The 17055-nt window shown below is 45.6% G+C and carries 17 protein-coding genes and 1 riboswitch; of the genes, 12 read left to right on the forward strand and 5 right to left on the reverse strand.

The genetic code is table 11. From position 1 onward, the window contains the following. The first annotated feature begins 368 nt into the window (after positions 1-368). On the forward strand, positions 369-1541 hold the full coding sequence (locus tag HZY94_RS05800) for a low temperature requirement protein A (RefSeq protein WP_179925400.1): 1173 nt from the start codon (positions 369-371) through the stop codon (positions 1539-1541). 38 nt (positions 1542-1579) lie between these two features. Here the strand turns inward: HZY94_RS05800 and HZY94_RS05805 are convergent, their stop codons facing one another. Together HZY94_RS05805 and HZY94_RS05810 are read right to left on the reverse strand one after the other, a co-directional pair. Next, positions 1580-2251 (reverse strand): DUF1129 family protein, encoded by a 672-nt coding sequence (locus HZY94_RS05805; protein WP_179925401.1) that lies wholly within the window; start codon positions 2249-2251, stop codon positions 1580-1582. 14 nt (positions 2252-2265) lie between these two features. Next, positions 2266-3210 carry a magnesium transporter CorA family protein gene (locus HZY94_RS05810; protein ID WP_179923417.1) on the reverse strand — a complete coding sequence of 315 codons (945 nt, stop codon included), beginning with the start codon at positions 3208-3210 and terminating at the stop codon, positions 2266-2268. A gap of 156 nt (positions 3211-3366) precedes the next feature. Between HZY94_RS05810 and uvrA the strand changes: the two genes are divergently transcribed. The 7 genes from uvrA (at position 3367) to HZY94_RS05845 (ending at position 9459) form a co-directional block, all read left to right on the forward strand. Next, the gene (gene uvrA / locus HZY94_RS05815; RefSeq protein ID WP_179925402.1) at positions 3367-6198 is read left to right on the forward strand and encodes an excinuclease ABC subunit UvrA; all 2832 of its coding nucleotides are present in this window, start codon (positions 3367-3369) and stop codon (positions 6196-6198) included. Positions 6199-6202: 4 nt separating this feature from the next. Then, positions 6203-7264 carry a M24 family metallopeptidase gene (locus HZY94_RS05820; RefSeq protein ID WP_179925403.1) on the forward strand — a complete coding sequence of 354 codons (1062 nt, stop codon included), beginning with the start codon at positions 6203-6205 and terminating at the stop codon, positions 7262-7264. Between the two features lie 61 nt (positions 7265-7325). Further along, the gene (gene efp, locus HZY94_RS05825) at positions 7326-7886 is read left to right on the forward strand and encodes an elongation factor P (RefSeq protein WP_160333267.1); all 561 of its coding nucleotides are present in this window, start codon (positions 7326-7328) and stop codon (positions 7884-7886) included. 12 nt (positions 7887-7898) lie between these two features. Continuing rightward, positions 7899-8285 carry an Asp23/Gls24 family envelope stress response protein gene (locus tag HZY94_RS05830; protein ID WP_160333268.1) on the forward strand — a complete coding sequence of 129 codons (387 nt, stop codon included), beginning with the start codon at positions 7899-7901 and terminating at the stop codon, positions 8283-8285. Beyond that, a complete protein-coding gene (gene nusB / locus HZY94_RS05835) occupies positions 8278-8715 on the forward strand; it encodes a transcription antitermination factor NusB (protein WP_179925404.1) in 438 nt (145 codons plus the stop codon). Before HZY94_RS05830 ends, nusB begins: the two co-directional genes overlap by 8 nt. 219 nt (positions 8716-8934) lie before the next feature. Further along, positions 8935-9162, forward strand: coding sequence for a garvicin Q family class II bacteriocin (locus HZY94_RS05840; protein WP_179925405.1), 228 nt, complete (start codon positions 8935-8937; stop codon positions 9160-9162). Continuing rightward, positions 9163-9459, forward strand: a complete 297-nt coding sequence (locus HZY94_RS05845) for a bacteriocin immunity protein (RefSeq protein ID WP_179925406.1) — start codon at positions 9163-9165, stop codon at positions 9457-9459. Between the two features lie 43 nt (positions 9460-9502). Here the strand turns inward: HZY94_RS05845 and thiT are convergent, their stop codons facing one another. The 3 genes from thiT to HZY94_RS05860 form a co-directional block, all read right to left on the reverse strand. Beyond that, complete coding sequence (gene thiT / locus HZY94_RS05850) at positions 9503-10057, reverse strand: energy-coupled thiamine transporter ThiT (protein WP_179925407.1); 555 nt, start codon at positions 10055-10057, stop codon at positions 9503-9505. Between the two features lie 100 nt (positions 10058-10157). Beyond that, a riboswitch (TPP riboswitch) is annotated at positions 10158-10245 on the reverse strand. A gap of 290 nt (positions 10246-10535) precedes the next feature. Further along, positions 10536-11489 carry a LacI family DNA-binding transcriptional regulator gene (locus HZY94_RS05855; protein ID WP_179925408.1) on the reverse strand — a complete coding sequence of 318 codons (954 nt, stop codon included), beginning with the start codon at positions 11487-11489 and terminating at the stop codon, positions 10536-10538. Next, positions 11479-12927, reverse strand: a complete 1449-nt coding sequence (locus tag HZY94_RS05860; RefSeq protein WP_179925409.1) for a sucrose-6-phosphate hydrolase — start codon at positions 12925-12927, stop codon at positions 11479-11481. The genes HZY94_RS05855 and HZY94_RS05860 overlap by 11 nt, the downstream gene beginning before the upstream one ends. A gap of 178 nt (positions 12928-13105) precedes the next feature. Between HZY94_RS05860 and HZY94_RS05865 the strand changes: the two genes are divergently transcribed. From HZY94_RS05865 to HZY94_RS05880, 4 genes are all read left to right on the forward strand, one after another. Continuing rightward, positions 13106-15004 carry a sucrose-specific PTS transporter subunit IIBC gene (locus tag HZY94_RS05865; RefSeq protein WP_179925410.1) on the forward strand — a complete coding sequence of 633 codons (1899 nt, stop codon included), beginning with the start codon at positions 13106-13108 and terminating at the stop codon, positions 15002-15004. An 83-nt stretch (positions 15005-15087) separates the two neighbouring features. After that, positions 15088-15969, forward strand: a complete 882-nt coding sequence (gene scrK / locus HZY94_RS05870) for a fructokinase ScrK (RefSeq protein ID WP_179925411.1) — start codon at positions 15088-15090, stop codon at positions 15967-15969. 1 nt (position 15970) lies between these two features. Then, entirely contained in the window at positions 15971-16384 is a 414-nt protein-coding gene (locus HZY94_RS05875) for a peptide deformylase (protein ID WP_179925412.1), read from the forward strand. Positions 16385-16882: 498 nt separating this feature from the next. Then, the coding region (locus HZY94_RS05880) for a helix-turn-helix domain-containing protein (protein ID WP_179924846.1) at positions 16883-17055 on the forward strand (173 nt) is incomplete at its 3' end.

Below are 17055 nucleotides of genomic sequence, written 5' to 3' on the forward strand. Positions count from 1 at the left end.
GTAGCGACGATCATTAATTGTCAAATGTTTTCCTTTTGTTGTATAATTGTTTTGCATCTCTGTGCCCTTCCTTTTGTTTGTGGTGAACAACAAGTATAGCACGGAGGTGTTTTCTTATACCTTACAAAAGGATTTCATTTGACAACAGGGACTTTTGAAGCTGTTTTGAGGGCTAAACCAAGGCTATCATTAGCCTTGGCCAATTAGCCTAACAGCTCCAAACCTATTATCAAATGAAATCAGACAACTCATCAGAATGAGTTGTAGTACTTATCTAGCAGATAGGATGGGTGGCTAACTTCATTTTAAAATTTTTGGATTTGTTACAATGAGGTCTGTATTTTATTCTTTTACAAGAGAGGTTTTGTATGTCAACAAGAACTGGCTTGGCCAAGCGGGTTTCTAACTATGAACTCTTTTTTGACTTGGCCTTTGTCCTAGCTTTGAGGGAACTGAATGGTTCTCTTCATATGGAGCATATTTCTTTACAAAATGTTCTGGTCTTTGCCATGGCCAATATTGTTCTGATGAATATCTGGTTTAATGAGGTTTTGTATTATCAAAAATACGGAGATTCTCGTCGGATCGATATCTACACCGTGATTGGCTTGATGTTTGTTGTGGGACATCTGGGAATGAGCCTCAACTTTGATACTGCGAGTCTCCTGCCAGGGAGTTCGGTCGTGATTCAATTTAATGGGTTGTTGTTTGTGGCTTATGGCATCATTTTACTTCAGTATTGGTTAAAGGGTCGACAGCTCGGCTTTAATCGGGATATGAAGTTGTCCATGCTTTCGCTGGGACTTTATATGGTAGTCCTGCTTCCTTTCATAACTGGCTTGTTGGGCTGGGGGCCTTGGATGATGTTTGTTTTTGTCTTTCCCGTTTTCCTACCAATGATTTTGTCGTTCTTCTATAAGGAGCAGGAAGAGCTGCCGACTAATTTCCCTCATGCGGTGGAGCGAGGGCAGTTAATCACAATCTTGTCTTTTGGTGAGTCGGTGATTGCGATTATTGGAACTTATTCCCTGGGTGAACACTTGTTATGGAGTGCCCTGCTCTTCTTTGGGATGGCCTGTATGTTTATTAACTATATGTCTCAGACCTTCCTAGGAGTTGATCACCATTCCAAGCGTCCGGTTGGTTTCCTCTTTTACTTGCATCTGATGATTGTGATGGGAATTAATATGTTCACCGTGTCCACAGAATTGCTGGCTGATAGTCACCATGCAGTATTGGGACACTGGATGTTGGTTGCTGGAGTTACCTTGTTCTATCTGGGAACCTACGGGACAACGGTCTTTAACCAAGCTATGTATCGCCTGCGAAAAGAAGATCAGTTGATTCTATGGGGGCTTATTCTAGCAACTGTATTGGCCTTGGTTTTTGTCGGGACAAATGTATTGGGAATAGGACTTGCTTTGATTATTGGTTCTTACGCCTTGGGCTTTTACTTTTACATTTTTAGGATCAAGGTGAGAAGGCTTCATCAAGTGCCTCAGCCGGATCCTCGCTCTAACCCACGAGATTTTTCAAAATAGCGGTCTAAAAAAAGCATCCCGTTTTTGGGATGCTTTTTTTAGAAGGCCTGACGGCGAGGGTTTATACGGGCATTTTTGATCTTGTAGGTGCGCATGAGCCACCAGCGGAGGGCAAAGGCCGCGATACCAATGAGGATAAGAACCAAGCTTGGTAGAGGTGGATTGATCCCCGCTAGGAGGCTTTCAGAGATCGTGATGAGGGCAATCCAGGCCAGGAGGGTAAGACCTACAAAGAGGAAGCCGCGGCGAGCATTGGGGCGTTCCCCTTCATACTGAGGTTCATAGTAGCGATAGACAAAGTGGTAGAGGGCATAAAAGACGGCTCCACCTCCTGTGGTCATGCTGATTAGGGTTAGAAGTCCATAGCTAGTGCTTCCTGGGATAAATTGGTTGATGAGACCGATTCCAAGTCCAACAAAGGCTAGGAGGAAGAGGCTGGATTCCAACCACATGAGCCAAGGACTATCGTTGGCGGCTGTCGAATCAGAGCTTTCAGAAGAGGCTTCAGTTAGTTGGTTGCGAACCCATTGGGTTGGAGTACCATAAAGAGCCCGGGCAGTGAAGCCGCGGTCTTGTTTCTCCTCAATGTCTGGGAGGATGTTGGCAAGGAGGATTTCGATTTCTTTTGGAGACTTACCGGCTTGTTCTAAGAGTTTTTGCACGGTCCGGACATACTGTTGATTTTTTTTGGTTAGGTGTTCAAATGACATAAAATTCCTCTCTCTTAGAATAATTTTTTATGGATTAAATACAAGGTCATGGAGAGACTCATGGCGAAGGCAATGGCAATAATGATCCAAAAGGCATGCGGTTCGCCATTTAGGGGCATATCATTGTTCTTAAAGTTCATACCATAAGCTGAGAAAATCATAGTTGGGATGGACATTACAATGGTTACCAAGGCTAGGGTCTTCATAATGTTGTTCTGGTTGTTGGAGATGATGGAGGCAAAAGTGTCCGTCATACTCCGTAAAATATTTCCGTAAATATCCGCCATTTCGATCGCCTGTTGGGTTTCAATCAGCGTATCTTCCAGTAAATCCTCATCTTCTAAGTATTTTTTGATGGTTGAAGAAGAAGAGGTTAATTTGCGAACCACGCGTTCATTGGTTTTCAAGGAGGCTTTGAAGTAAACGATGGTTTTTTCCAATTCCATGAGCTCAATCAGTTCCTCATTACGAGGTGCTTCTAAAAGGACTGTCTCAATTTGATCGGATTTCCGGTCAATCGACCGCAAGGCGGTTAGATAGAGTTCCGCATTGCGGTAGAGAATTTGGAAAACGAATCGGGAGCGCATAAAAGTGTAAAAATTACGCAGGCGTCGTTGTACAAATACATCCAAAAGGGGGATATTTTCTTGACAGGTAGTGATAATGACATCGTCCGTCAAAATAATTCCCAAGGGGATGGTGACATAATAAATCTTGTTGTTCCGTTCTTCGGTGATCGGGACGTCGACGATAATCAGGGTATAGTCATCCTCAATGGTCACACGGGACATCTCTTCCAAGTCAAGAGGGGCTCGGAGGTCGGAGATATCGATGTTAAATTCATTGGCGACTTCAATTGATTCACTCTGAGTGGGATTAATCAGGTTAATCCAAGAACCAGACTCCATGTGGTCAATTTCCTTGAATTGTGTTGTTGTGGATAAAAATACCTGTCTCATAATCCCTCCTTCTTTTCTCATTCTCTTCCATTATATCCTAAATAAGGTCAAAATCAAGCCTTTTATGCTCTCGCGAGATGCGTGAATCATGGATTTTAAGCCCAGTTTTTAGGGCATTTTTGGTATAATGAATGGAATAGAAAAAGTGAGGATTGTATGCAGGATAAAATTGTTATTCATGGCGCACGCGCCCATAATTTAAAAAATATCGATGTGACCATCCCTCGTGACCAGCTTGTCGTCGTGACCGGTTTGTCTGGTTCGGGAAAATCCAGTCTGGCCTTTGATACTTTGTATGCGGAAGGACAGCGACGCTATGTAGAATCCCTATCTGCCTATGCCCGCCAATTTTTAGGGAATATGGACAAGCCGGATGTCGATTCGATTGAAGGTCTTAGCCCTGCTATCTCCATCGACCAGAAAACAACCAGTAAAAATCCCCGTTCGACAGTCGGAACCATTACTGAAATCAATGATTACTTGCGTTTGCTCTACGCTCGAGTGGGAACTCCCTACTGTATCAACGGTCATGGGGCTATCCAAGCCTCTTCGGTCGAGCAGATTGTTGATCAGGTTTTAGAGCTGCCAGAAGGGCAACGTCTCCAGGTTTTGTCCCCTGTGCTTCGTAAGAAGAAAGGTCAGCATAAAACGCTACTGGCTAAAATTCAAAAAGACGGTTATGTTCGAGTTCGGGTGGACGGAGAGATTTATGATGTCACAGAAGTTCCCGAGCTGTCAAAAAGCAAGAAGCACGATATTGAGATTGTTGTGGACCGGATTGTCCTCCGGGATGGGATTCGGTCCAGGCTCTTTGATTCAATCGAGGCGGCCCTTCGTTTGTCTGAAGGCTATTTGGTGATCGATACCATGGATGGCAAGGAGCTGCTCTTTTCGGAGCACTATGCCTGTGCCGTTTGTGGTTTTACAGTTCCTGAGCTGGAACCCCGTCTCTTCTCCTTTAATGCTCCATTTGGCTCTTGTTCTGTCTGTGATGGTCTTGGGATGAAATTAGAAGTAGATTTGGACATCGTGGTTCCGGATCCTCGTAAAACCTTAAGAGAAGGAGCACTGGCTCCCTGGAATCCGATTTCGTCCAATTACTATCCACAGATGTTGGAGCAGGCCATGGTTGCCTTTGGGATTGACATGGATACTCCCTTTGAAGAGCTCTCTCAAGAAGATAAGGACTTGATTCTTTTTGGTTCCGGTGGCAGGGAATTCGCCTTCCACTATGAGAATGAATTTGGTGGTGTGCGTGACATTGAAATTCCTTTTGAAGGGGTAGCCAATAATATTAGCCGTCGCTACCGGGAAACTAGCAGTGACTACACCCGGAATGTCATGCGGACCTATATGAATGAGCTGACCTGTGGAACCTGTAAGGGTTATCGTTTGAACTCACCAGCCTTGTCGGTTCGTGTTGGTGGGGAAGATGGTTTGAATATCGGGCAGGTTTCGGATCTGTCGGTTGCTGATCACTTGGCCTATGTTGAAGGTCTCAGTCTCACAGAGACCGAGGCGACGATTGCCAAGCCAATTGTTAAGGAGATTCATGACCGTCTGTCCTTCCTCAATAATGTTGGCTTGAACTACTTGACTCTCTCGCGGACAGCCGGAACCCTCTCTGGTGGTGAAAGTCAGCGGATTCGTCTGGCGACTCAAATTGGTTCCAACCTGAGTGGTGTCCTTTATATCCTGGATGAGCCGTCGATTGGTCTGCACCAACGGGACAATGATCGTCTGATTGCCAGCCTGAAGAAAATGCGGGATTTGGGCAATACCTTGATTGTGGTTGAGCATGACGAGGATACCATGTGGGCAGCAGACTGGTTGATTGATATTGGTCCGGGCGCAGGTGTATTTGGGGGGCAGGTAGTGGCTGCAGGGACTCCAGACCAGGTGGCTCAGGATCCCAATTCCTTGACAGGTCAGTATCTATCTGGTAAACGCTCGATCCCAGTCCCTCAAGAACGTCGCCCGGGAAATGGGCAGACCATCGAGGTGACAGGGGCTAGTGAGAACAATTTGAAAAATGTCTCGGCTTCCTTCCCACTGGGGAAATTTGTGGCTGTAACGGGGGTTTCTGGATCTGGTAAGTCGACCTTGGTCAACTCTATTCTTAAGAAGGCCATGGCCCAAAAGCTCAATCGCAACTCGGACAAACCAGGGAAATTTAAAACGATTACTGGGATTGACCAGGTCGAGCGGTTGATTGACATTGACCAGAGTCCCATCGGGCGGACACCCCGCTCCAATCCAGCGACCTATACAGGTGTCTTTGACGATATTCGGGATCTCTTTGCCCAAACCAATGAGGCGAAGATTCGAGGCTACAAGAAAGGTCGCTTTAGTTTTAATATCAAGGGAGGACGCTGTGAGGCCTGCTCTGGAGATGGGATTATCAAGATTGAGATGCACTTCCTCCCAGACGTCTATGTTCCCTGTGAGGTCTGTCATGGGACCCGTTACAACAGCGAAACCCTGGAAGTTCATTACAAAGAGAAAAATATTTCGGAAATCTTAGATATGACGGTGAATGATGCGGTTGATTTCTTCCAGCACATTCCAAAAATCCAGCGGAAACTGCAGACCATTAAGGACGTTGGTTTGGGCTATGTGACCCTGGGGCAGCCAGCGACAACCTTGTCCGGTGGTGAAGCCCAGCGAATGAAACTGGCTTCTGAATTGCATAAGCGCTCAAATGGGAAGTCTTTCTATATTTTGGATGAGCCAACAACCGGTCTGCATACCGAAGATATTGCGCGTCTTTTGAAGGTTTTGGAGCGTTTTGTAGAAGAAGGAAATACGGTCTTGGTCATTGAACATAACTTGGATGTGATTAAAACGGCGGATCACATTATTGACTTGGGGCCGGAAGGTGGAGTTGGCGGCGGTCAGATTGTCGCGGTTGGAACTCCGGAAGAAGTGGCAGCCAACCCTGCCAGTCATACAGGTCGTTATTTACAGGCAAAATTAGAGGGGGCTTAGGTTTATGAAACGATTGGAAAAATTACAGGCGGAGCTTGTGGCGCGTGGTTTGGATGGTTTTTTGGTGAATAATCTGACCAATATTTATTATTTAACAGGCTTTTCAGGCTCCAATGCGACCCTGTTTGTAGAGCCAGAGGCAGTGACCTTTTTCACCGATTCACGCTACACCCTAGCGGCTAAGGCGATCCTTGATCCAGCCATTGATTTTGTGGAAACACGTGCGGAACTGGCAGAGGTGGCAGGGATTGTCCAGGATCGAGGTTTGAAGCGGATTGGTTTTGAATCCAATGTGCCTTATTATTACTACCAAGAGTTGACCAAGCGTTTGGCAGATCAAGAATTGGTAGCAGAGGCTAGTGTGGTAGAGGGGCTACGTCTGATTAAGGATGAGTCTGAGATTGCGATTATCCAAGAAGCTTGTAAGATTTCTGATCAAGCCTTTATCGATGCCTTAGAGTTCATCAAGATTGGGCAAACAGAATTGGAAATTGCGACCTTCTTGGATTTCCGGATGCGGGAGTTAGGGGCGAGTGGTTTGTCCTTTGATTCGATTGTGGCTTCTGGTCCGAATTCTGCTATGCCGCATGCCCATCCAGGTCAGCGTCAGTTGGAGTCCGGAGATACTCTTACCTTGGATTTTGGTTGTGTCTTCCAACACTATGCATCCGACATGACCCGGACTATTTACCTAGACCATGTTCAGGATGAGCAGGCTGCTCTGCATCAATTGGTTTTGGATGCCAACCAGGCGGTTATTGCTCAAGCTAAGGCCGGAATGCTTTTGACAGACTTTGACCAGGCTGCTCGCTCTTTAATTGACCAGGCTGGCTATGGCCCAGCCTTTAGCCATTCAATTGGCCATGGGATGGGGCTCGAGGTCCATGAAGAACCCTTCTTCAGGGCTGGCTCAGAGGACCGGCTTCAATCTGGTATGGTCGTGACCGATGAGCCTGGTATTTACTTGGATGGTAAGTATGGTCTGCGGATCGAGGATGACCTTTGGATCCAGGAAGAGGGGTGCCAGGTTTTAACCAAGGCGCCTAAGGAGCTGATCATCATTTGAGGTTTGCCTTGAATTGTGATAGAATGAAGAGAAAAAATTATAATTGAAGAGGTATTCAAGCATGATTGATGCAAGTAAATTAAGAGCTGGGATGACTTTCGTAGCGGCAGATGGAAAATTGTTGCGTGTATTGGAAGCCAGCCACCACAAACCAGGTAAGGGAAATACGGTTATGCGGATGAAGTTGCGCGATGTTCGTAGTGGTTCAACTTTTGACACGACTTACCGTCCAGATGAAAAATTCGAACAAGCGATTATCGAAAGTCGTACAGCGACTTACCTTTACCAAATGGATGATACAGCTTACTTCATGGATACAGAGAGCTTTGAGCAATATGAAATTCCAACTGTAGCTGTTCAAGATGAGCTGCGTTTCATTTTGGAAAACTCAGAAGTGAAAATCCAGTTCTACGGAACAGAAGTGATTGGGGTAACGGTACCGACAACAGTTGAATTGACGGTTACAGATACTCAACCTTCTATTAAAGGTGCTACTGTTACAGGTTCTGGTAAACCGGCGACACTTGAAACTGGTTTGGTGGTTAATGTTCCAGACTTTATCGAAATTGGTCAAAAATTGATTATCAATACCCAAGAAGGTACTTACGTATCCCGTGCCTAGAAAGGACCAGTTATGACGCAACAATCAGGTGACATTATTATTGCCCCTCGGGTCTTAGAAAAAATCATCGCGATTGCAACAGCTAAAGTGGATGGGGTCCATTCCTTTGCCAATAAAAACATGTCGGACAGCTTGATGAAAAATAGCTCTAGCCGGGGTGTTTATATTGAAAATATGCAGGCGGATGAAAAGGTTGTGGATATCTATCTCTACCTTGAATATGGGGTATCGGTCCCTAATCTGGCTTTGGAAATTCAAAAAACAGTCAAAACAGCTGTCCGGAATTATCTAGAGATGGAATTGGCTGCGGTGAATCTTCACGTGGCTGGTATCGTTCCTGAAAAAACACCGAAACCAGACTTGAAAGACCTTTTCAATGAGGACTTCCTAAATGGTTAAGGGACAACAGGAAACTCGTCGTGATTTACGTGAACGGGCCCTTCAAACTTTGATTGGTTTGGAGTTTCAAGAGGATTCTCTAGGCCTGGTCGCTTTTGCTTATAACTATGATAAGGAAGAAGTTGAAGAGGAACGTGAAGTTCCAGTCTTCCTCCTCAATCTTGTCCAGGGGGTTCAGAATCACCAGGCTGACTTGGATCAGAAAATTGCAGCCAAGTTGAAGGCTGGTTGGACTGTGGATCGTCTGACTTTAATTGAAAAAAATATCCTGCGTCTCGGGCTCTTTGAAATGCTTTACTTTGAAGAAACCCCAGCTGTCGTGGCAGTTAACGAAGCGGTAGAGTTGGCTAAGACCTTCTCAGAACCAAAATCAGCTGGCTTTGTCAACGGGGTCTTGTCGGCCTATGTTGTGGACGAAGCAGATGCTTAGGAACTAGAAAAGAGAGGCCATCGGTGAGAGCCTCTCTTTTGTGTTTCGAGAGGAGAGTTCCTGAACTTTGGAATCCTCTCCTGTTTTTAATAAGGTAAATAATTTTGTTTGGGATTTTTTTAGAATTTTCCATTCAGGTCGTTTTCGAGTCATTTCAGAATATTCAGGTTTGAAGAAGGTCGATCTGTGTTATACTCATAAGCAGATTGGAGGTAGTATATGAAGACTCATTCACTTTCTTTGTCTGATTTGCAACTGCTTGTGGCAGGGACTGCTGGGACCTGCAAGTTTGTGATGGCAGGTGCCAACGGCTATTCCTGTCGTTATCCAAATGGTCAATGGGACTATATTGTAACTAAATCACCATTTGAGGCTACCAAGGATACCGTCGTCAATGGTTGGATTTCCTCCATGGCGGGTGGCTATTGGTCAGGAAGGAGACCCTAAATGAAGGAAGAAGAATTGTTGGACGCTTACTACAACCTGTTATTAAGCTCAGATTTGCGTTCGGATGAGCGGGACTTGCTCCTAGGTTATAAGCAGGATTTGCTGCTTTCCAATAAAAACTGGAAATCCCGTTTTTTGAACCTAGTTGAGGACATTCGTTGCTTGTCTTTACGGAAAATGAAACAAGAAAAATTGAGTCCAGATTTGGCAGACTTTTACAAAAAAGTAGCCTTTATGGGAAAAGTGGAAGAGGAACAAGCCAGAGGTTTGGCTTCTTTGGGAATCTTTTTCCATTGAGTTTAAAAGCCCTTCAGACCAAGTCTGAAGGGCTTTCTTATGGTTAATGACCTTGGAAAAATTTTGGTTGCACATAAAGAAGGGGATAGAGCACTACAAGGGTGACGAGTAGGGTTAAGCCTCCTGCAGTAGCATTGACGGATAGGGAATAAAGAACCGGAGACATGCCTTCAGGGGCATAGTCTGACCAAAACAGAATCCCTGCCCAGAAGTGAAAGAGGTAGCGAACCAAAATCGCGGTGATAGTTCCCAAACTGGCTAGGCTAAAGACTTTAGCGGTTTGTCCCTTGGCCATGGCTTGCTTGAGTGGAGTAGAAAACAAGCCAGCTAGCCCCATTACTAAAAAGGCGAAAATATACTCAATCACAACCTGGGGGATGCTGAGGTAATAGACCTTAGACAATAAGAAGTGGAGTAGTCCCCAGCAGAGTCCTGCTAAAAGCCCAGCTTTTAAGCCACGGCGTAGAGAAAAGAGGATGAGAGGGATAGTTCCGAAGGACGGGGTAAACCAGGACGCGAAGTCTGGTAGCAAAGAAAGACTCATGGCAAGGGCTGCAAAGATGGCAGCCTCAGTCAAGATGAGCATATTTTTGGACATAAAAAACTCCTTTCGCAAAAGCCAAGGAGTGGTAAGGTCATGGATTAGCAGACTCGTTCTAGCGAAACTTCTATCAAATCAGGTATTTGATTGAGATAGAGCTTTAGTCTTAACATTTTCCTGCGACAGTCCTAACTGTATCAGGTTCCATGGGTATAATCTCAGCCTCAGCACCCCAAATGTTTCATCCTCTTCAGTCTAGCATAGAAAGCGCTTAAATACAAGAAAAATGCCCCTAAATTGGGGATTGTTAGAGGAGTTTGCCTATAAAAGCCCCTTTACTCGTGTAAAAGAGGGAACAAGCCAGGCTGGTTTCTGAATCAGATCTGGAACGCGTCAGAAATCGCAGCCGTCTCTTACCATAGGAATTGGGAGATAGGGATTTGTGGGCACCATAGCTGGTAAAGCGTTTAAAAATGCACCCGGATTGTTAGCATGTGTGTCTAACGATTCGGGTGCATTTCAAGTTTAAAGATCCTTAATTTCTGGGGCTGGCCAGGAGACTAACAGGGAGAATGTAGCCGCTGTGGTCCATAACCTGTCCCTTGATGCGTTTGAGGAGGATTTCCACTAGGAGCTCTGCCATTTCCGCGATGGGTTGTTTGATAGTAGTTAGTTGGGGATGGTAGTGTTCAACATAGTGGGTTCCGTCATAACCGACCACTTCCAGGTCCAGTTGCATACTTTGAGCAATATTTTGGACTTGGATGGCGGTTAGGTCATCCGAGGCGAAGATGCCATCGGGGCGTTTATCTCGGAGGATTTGGCGGATTTCCATTTCCTTGCGCTGGGTGCTGTAGTGGGAGGGGAGATTGATAATCGGAGCCTGGGGGAGGACGCTAGCGAAGCCAGCGTGGCGGAGACTGGTTGGGGAATTGGAATTGTCATTTCCTGTTAGCATGAGGATGTTGCTGGCTCCGGTTTTTAGGAGGTAATTGGCAGCAATTTCACCACCACTGTAGTTATCCGATGCGACAACCGGAATATCTGGTGAGAGATTCCGATCAAAAGCAACGATGGGAGCAGAGACTTGATTGTAGTCCTCAATCCCTAGGTTGTGGCTGGAGGAAATAATCCCGTCTACTTGATTGGCTTCCAACATTTCCAGGTATTCTTTTTCCTTTTCAGGTTCTCCCTGGCTGTTGCAGATTATGGTTTTATAGCCCTGCTTGAAGAGTTCTGCTTCGAGGGCATCAATGAGCTCGGCATAGAAGACATGGCCTAGTTTAGGGAAAATCAAGCCGACCAGTTTAGCGGATTTTCCCTGGAGGCTGCGAGCCATGTTGTTGGGCTTATAGCCAAGCTCCCGCATACTTTGGTTGACCTTGTCGATGGTTTTTTGAGACAGGTAACCTTTGCGGTTGATGACACGAGAGACAGTAGTAGGGCTGACGCCGGCGTGTTCGGCGACATCCGTTAGCTTAACGGCCATGGTTTGCCAGTGGATAGTAGTGCCCAGTTACTTGTCCTTTGATCTTATAGCAGCCTGTTTGGTCTTGACTTGGGAAGGCCCGGCCAGAGAGAACAAATTCGCCATCGTTGATAAAGATTTCAAAGGTGGATTGATCCACAAAAATCCGAAGTTTCGTATCCCCTTCTGGGAGGTCGAGACTGCGCGTTTCCCCGTGTTCGAGGTCAAAACGGTTGCCCAAGCCTGAACGGTCAACGGTCAGGACTCCCGCTTGACGATCAATTTGGATTTGAAGTCCTTCTTTGGCTGGATTGGCAAAGAGTACGAGGCTTGCATCTTCTTGAGCTGGGATGCTTAGCTCTAACTCATAGCTATTGTTGGTTTCGAGACGATCAGCCCAGTCTTCCTGTCCTTGACGGAGATTCTTGATCGGCTCAACGGGCTCTTGGTAAAGTTTGCCGCCCCTGAGGCTTAATTTTTTGACCAACGACATACAACCTTGGTGTTCATATTGGTCTGATGGGTAGCTGACATCTGGCAAGCCCATCCAGGAGATAGCATAGGCTGTTCCGTCTAGAGCGTTAAAGCCTTGAGTGGCATAGGTTTCAAATCCGTAGTCTAACTGCATCAGAGGTCCTACATCGACCATTTGTGCCGTGGTCCTGTCAAACGATTGACCGATTTTATAGAGGTTAGGATAGATATTTTGGTAATCAAAAATTTCCTTATCTAAGCCCTGTGGACAGTAGAGGAGGACCGGTTGCTGGTCGATAAAGACGAGATTTGGACACTCCATCATGTAGGCAGTGCGGTCATTGGCAAAATCTAAATCGCCGACCTCGACCCAGTTGCGGATATCTTTATTCTCAGCCTTGTAGAGACGGACGAAGCCTTTTTGGTCCAAGTCTTGCCCACCGACGATGGCATAATAATCTTCTTCCAATTGGAAGATTTGTGGGTCACGGAAGTGATCGGTCGCATCACTCGGCTGCTCAATCAGCACATGATCGATTTTTTCCAAAGTGCCATCCCGATGCAAGAGAGCCCCAATTTGTTTAGGGTGGCGGACCCAGTTCTCGTCGCGGACATTTCCAGTGTAAAAGAGGAAGAGTTGGTCTGCTACCTGTAGGGCGGATCCGGAATAAGCGCCATGGCTGTCAAGCGGGGTGTCAGGAAGAATTTTGAGACCGGTCTCCTTAAAGGTTACGAGGTCATTACTCTCCAACTGAACCCATTGCTTGAGTCCGTGAGCTGCTCCAAAGGGAAAATTTTGGTAAAAGAGAATCCACTTACCGTCAAAATAGGAGAATCCATTGGGGTCGTTGAGTAGGCCAGTAGCAGGTTCAACGTGGTAGTGGTTGTGCCATGGGGACTGGGCATTGAGTTCTTTCAGGTCTTGAACTTCTTGTTCTGTCCAGTCTTCATAACGTTTGTAACGTAATTCGGTAGTCCATTTCATAAAAGCGCCTCCATAGTTTTTGCTATTTTATAGTAAATGTTTTCCTAAGAAAAATCAAGGGTTTATCTCCTCAAAAACATTTTTTCTGCAAAACGATTGACATATTTCGCAGATGTGGTAGAATAACAAGTGACAAAACGGTGAACCGTTTTCAAAACTAAAACAAGGAGTTGTTATAATGGATAACAAGCAGATTGCCCAATCCGTAATCGAAGCGCTTGGTGGACAAGAAAACGTGAATAGTGTTGCCCACTGTGCCACTCGTCTACGGGTTATGGTCAAAGATGAGTCCAAAATCGACAAAGATACAGTTGAGAAATTGGACAAGGTTCAAGGAGCCTTCTTTAACTCTGGTCAATACCAAATCATCTTTGGTACTGGTACTGTTAATAAAATTTATGAGGAAGTTGTAGCATTGGGACTTCCAACTAGCTCAACGGGTGAGCAGAAGGCTGAAGCAGCCAAGCAAGGGAACTGGTTCCAACGTTCGATCCGAACCTTCGGTGACGTGTTTGTTCCAATCTTGCCTGCGATCGTTGCGACTGGTCTTTTCATGGGGATTCGTGGTGCGATTACTAATGATGCGGTTCTTGGCTTATTTGGAACCACTTCAGAAGCCTTCTCAAGCACAGACTTCTACTTGTGGACTCAGGTTCTAACTGATACCGCCTTTATCTTCTTCCCAGCCTTGATTGCTTGGTCTGCCTTCCGTGTCTTTGGCGGAAATCCAGTTATCGGGATTGTCTTGGGCTTGATGATGGTTAGTCCAGCCCTTCCAAATGCTTGGGCGGTTGCTTCAGGAGATGCAGAACCCTTGATGTTCTTTGGCTTTATCCCCGTTGTTGGCTACCAGAACTCAGTGTTGCCAGCCTTCTTCGTTGGTTTGCTTGGAGCTAAGCTTGAGAAGTGGTTGCACAAGAAAGTTCCAGATGTTTTGGACCTCTTGTTGGTGCCATTCGTAACTTTCTTGGTTATGTCTGTTCTTGGTTTGTTTGTGATTGGACCTGTTTTCCACTCGGTTGAAAACATCGTCCTTGCAGCAACAACAGCAATCTTGGCCTTGCCATTTGGTCTTGCAGGATTGATCCTTGGTGGAGTTCACCAGTTGATCGTGGTTACAGGTGTTCACCATATTTTCAACCTCTTGGAAGCGCAGTTGATTTCAAATACTGGTCGCGATCCATTTAACGCCATCATTACAGCAGCTATGTCTGCGCAAATGGGGGCAACTCTTGCGGTTGGTGTGAAGACCAAAGATAAAAAGCTCAAAGCTCTGGCCTTCCCAGCAGCCCTATCTGCCAGCTTGGGAATTACTGAACCAGCAATTTTCGGGGTTAACCTTCGTTTCGGTAAACCATTTGTAATGGGATTGATCGCCGGTGCAGCTGGTGGTTGGTTGGCATCTATCTTGAACCTTGCAGGAACAGGATTTGGAGTGACGATTATCCCTGGTACCCTTCTTTACCTAAACGGTCAGCTCTTGCAGTATGTCCTTATGGTTGCTGTATCAACGGGTCTTGGATTCGCCCTTACTTATTCTTTCGGCTATAAGGAAGAACAAGAAGAGGTTGCGGAAGTCGATGAGGCTGTTGAAGCAGCGCAAATGGTTGGTTTGCAAAATGAAGCTGTCGCAACTCCTGTTGAAGGAGAAACTGTGGCTCTTGAAACGGTTAATGATCCAGTTTTCTCAAGCGGTGCAATGGGAAGCGGAATTGCTATCAAACCAAGCCAAGGTGTGGTTTACGCACCAGCAGATGCAACAGTTACGGTCGCCTTTGAAACAGGGCATGCCTACGGTTTGAAAACAGACAAGGGTGCAGAACTCTTGATCCACGTGGGGATTGATACCGTTTCAATGGCTGGTAAAGGATTTGAACAGAAAGTTCAATCTGGCGCTAAAGTTAAAGCAGGGGATGTCTTGGGAACCTTCGATGCTGCAGCGATTGTGGAAGCGGGTCTGGAAGATACAACCATGTTTATCGTAACTAATACGGCTGAATATGAACAAGTAGCTCCAGTAGCAGCTGGACAAACTGTTCAAAAAGGTTCAGAAGTTCTTAGCCTTTCTGCTAAATAAGTGTTACTATAAAAGGCCGAGACAGTCGTCTCGGCCTTCCTTATGTCAAGAATCATAAAAAATTGAAATTAGGAGGATCTTGTATGTCTGAAAAATTATATGCCAGCTTAGAAGCTGGTGGAACGAAGTTTGTCTGTGCTGTCGGAAACAGCAGTTTTGAAGTTGTGGAAAAAATCCAATTTCCAACCACAACACCTGCTGAAACGATTGGGCAAGCGATTGACTTTTTCTCAAAATTTGACCTAGCTGGTTTGGCGATTGGTTCTTTTGGACCGTTGGATATTGCCCATAGTTCTGAAACCTATGGCTATATCACAACAACTCCGAAACCTCATTGGGCTAATGTGGACTTGTTGGGTCCTTTTAAAGAGGCTTTGAATATTCCCGTTTATGTGACAACAGATGTAAACTCATCAGCTTTTGGTGAAATTGTTGCGCGTAACCACCAAGTGAAAAACCTTGTTTATTACACCATTGGTACAGGGATCGGGGCCGGTGTTATTCAAGATGGGATATTTATCGGAGGGCAAGGACACCCTGAAATGGGCCATGTACCTGTGGCTGTGCATGACCTGGATCGGAAAGCTGGTTTTGAAGGAATTTGTCCCTTCCATGGTGACTGTTTGGAAGGGATGGCAGCTGGACCAAGTCTGGAAGCCAGAACCGGTATCCGAGGTGAGAATATTCCTTTGGATTCGGATGTCTGGGATATTCAAGCTTCCTATATTGCCCAGGCAGCAGTACAGGCAACCTTGACCTTCCGCCCACAAGTGATTGTATTTGGAGGTGGGGTTATGGCTCAAGAACACATGGTCGAGCGAGTTCACAAGCAATTTGAAAAAATGCTCAATGGCTACCTACCTGTGCCAGATCTAAAAGACTATATCGTTACCCCAGCTGTAGCTGACAATGGTTCCGCAACCCTTGGAAACTTTGTCTTGGCTAAAGAAGTGAGTGAGTCCTAAGATGGCTCCAGAAATCATTCGAGATCAGGTCTTTCTAAGCCAGCCGTCACTTCCTGTCACACCCATGGACATCGGCCTAGCCGACTCTTTACGGGCGGCCCTAGCAGCCAACCGCGAGCGTTGTGTGGGCTTGGCCGCCAATATGATTGGCCACCAGAAACAAGCCATGATTATTAGCCTGGCACCAGGTCTCGATTTGGTTCTCTTTAACCCAACCATCCTGAGCCAGTCTGAACCCTACCAGACAGAGGAAGGCTGTTTATCCCTAGACGGCATTCGGCCAACAAAACGTTATCGGAAAATCCAGATTACCTATTGGGATCAAAACTTTCAACAGCAGGAACTGGATCTGGAAGGTTTTCCAGCCCAAATCTTCCAGCATGAATGGGATCATTTTCAGGGAATCTTGATTTAGGGCACCTCTAAAAAACCCAGTTTTTCTTCAAATTGAATCACTCAAACCTTGATAAATCAACATTTAGATTTTCAGAAATTTAGTTTTTAGGCTCGGGTTGGGAGTGGGACAGAACTAATTTTTTTCAAAATTAGTTCGTAGTCCCACCCCCGCAAGGTTGATTAGGTCGGGTTCGGAGCCTAAAAGGCGAACGAAACTGCCGATCAACTACTGCGTCAAAGGTATTTTGCTAATCATACAAAAATTTTAAAATGAAGTTAGCCACCCATCCTATCTGCTAGATAAGTACTACAACTCATTCTGATGAGTTGTCTGATTTCATTTGATAATAGGTTTGGAGCTGTTAGGCTAATTGGCCAAGGCTAATGATAGCCTTGGTTTAGCCCTCAAAACAGCTTCAAAAGTCCCTGTTGTCAAATGAAATCCTTTTGTAAGGTATAAGAAAACACCTCCGTGCTATACTTGTTGTTCACCACAAACAAAAGGAAGGGCACAGAGATGCAAAACAATTATACAACAAAAGGAAAACATTTGACAATTAATGATCGTCGCTACATTGAACGATGGAACAAAGAAGGAAAATCCAATCGAGAAATTGCTCGCCTACTTGGAAGAGCTCCTCAAACAATCAATAACGAAATCAAGCGAGGGCAAGTCTTACAACAAGTGAT

This window comes from Streptococcus danieliae, from assembly GCF_013415245.1.
GTDB classification, from domain to species: domain Bacteria; phylum Bacillota; class Bacilli; order Lactobacillales; family Streptococcaceae; genus Streptococcus; species Streptococcus danieliae_A.

Coding starts and splice junctions, on each gene's coding strand:
- HZY94_RS05800 (WP_179925400.1), top strand. CDS start 369: ATGTCAACAAGAACTGGCTTGGCCAAGCGGGTTTCTAACTATGAACTC.
- HZY94_RS05805 (WP_179925401.1), bottom strand. CDS start 2,251: ATGTCATTTGAACACCTAACCAAAAAAAATCAACAGTATGTCCGGACC.
- HZY94_RS05810 (WP_179923417.1), bottom strand. CDS start 3,210: ATGAGACAGGTATTTTTATCCACAACAACACAATTCAAGGAAATTGAC.
- uvrA (WP_179925402.1), top strand. CDS start 3,367: ATGCAGGATAAAATTGTTATTCATGGCGCACGCGCCCATAATTTAAAA.
- HZY94_RS05820 (WP_179925403.1), top strand. CDS start 6,203: ATGAAACGATTGGAAAAATTACAGGCGGAGCTTGTGGCGCGTGGTTTG.
- efp (WP_160333267.1), top strand. CDS start 7,326: ATGATTGATGCAAGTAAATTAAGAGCTGGGATGACTTTCGTAGCGGCA.
- HZY94_RS05830 (WP_160333268.1), top strand. CDS start 7,899: ATGACGCAACAATCAGGTGACATTATTATTGCCCCTCGGGTCTTAGAA.
- nusB (WP_179925404.1), top strand. CDS start 8,278: ATGGTTAAGGGACAACAGGAAACTCGTCGTGATTTACGTGAACGGGCC.
- HZY94_RS05840 (WP_179925405.1), top strand. CDS start 8,935: ATGAAGACTCATTCACTTTCTTTGTCTGATTTGCAACTGCTTGTGGCA.
- HZY94_RS05845 (WP_179925406.1), top strand. CDS start 9,163: ATGAAGGAAGAAGAATTGTTGGACGCTTACTACAACCTGTTATTAAGC.
- thiT (WP_179925407.1), bottom strand. CDS start 10,057: ATGTCCAAAAATATGCTCATCTTGACTGAGGCTGCCATCTTTGCAGCC.
- HZY94_RS05855 (WP_179925408.1), bottom strand. CDS start 11,489: ATGGCCGTTAAGCTAACGGATGTCGCCGAACACGCCGGCGTCAGCCCT.
- HZY94_RS05860 (WP_179925409.1), bottom strand. CDS start 12,927: ATGAAATGGACTACCGAATTACGTTACAAACGTTATGAAGACTGGACA.
- HZY94_RS05865 (WP_179925410.1), top strand. CDS start 13,106: ATGGATAACAAGCAGATTGCCCAATCCGTAATCGAAGCGCTTGGTGGA.
- scrK (WP_179925411.1), top strand. CDS start 15,088: ATGTCTGAAAAATTATATGCCAGCTTAGAAGCTGGTGGAACGAAGTTT.
- HZY94_RS05875 (WP_179925412.1), top strand. CDS start 15,971: ATGGCTCCAGAAATCATTCGAGATCAGGTCTTTCTAAGCCAGCCGTCA.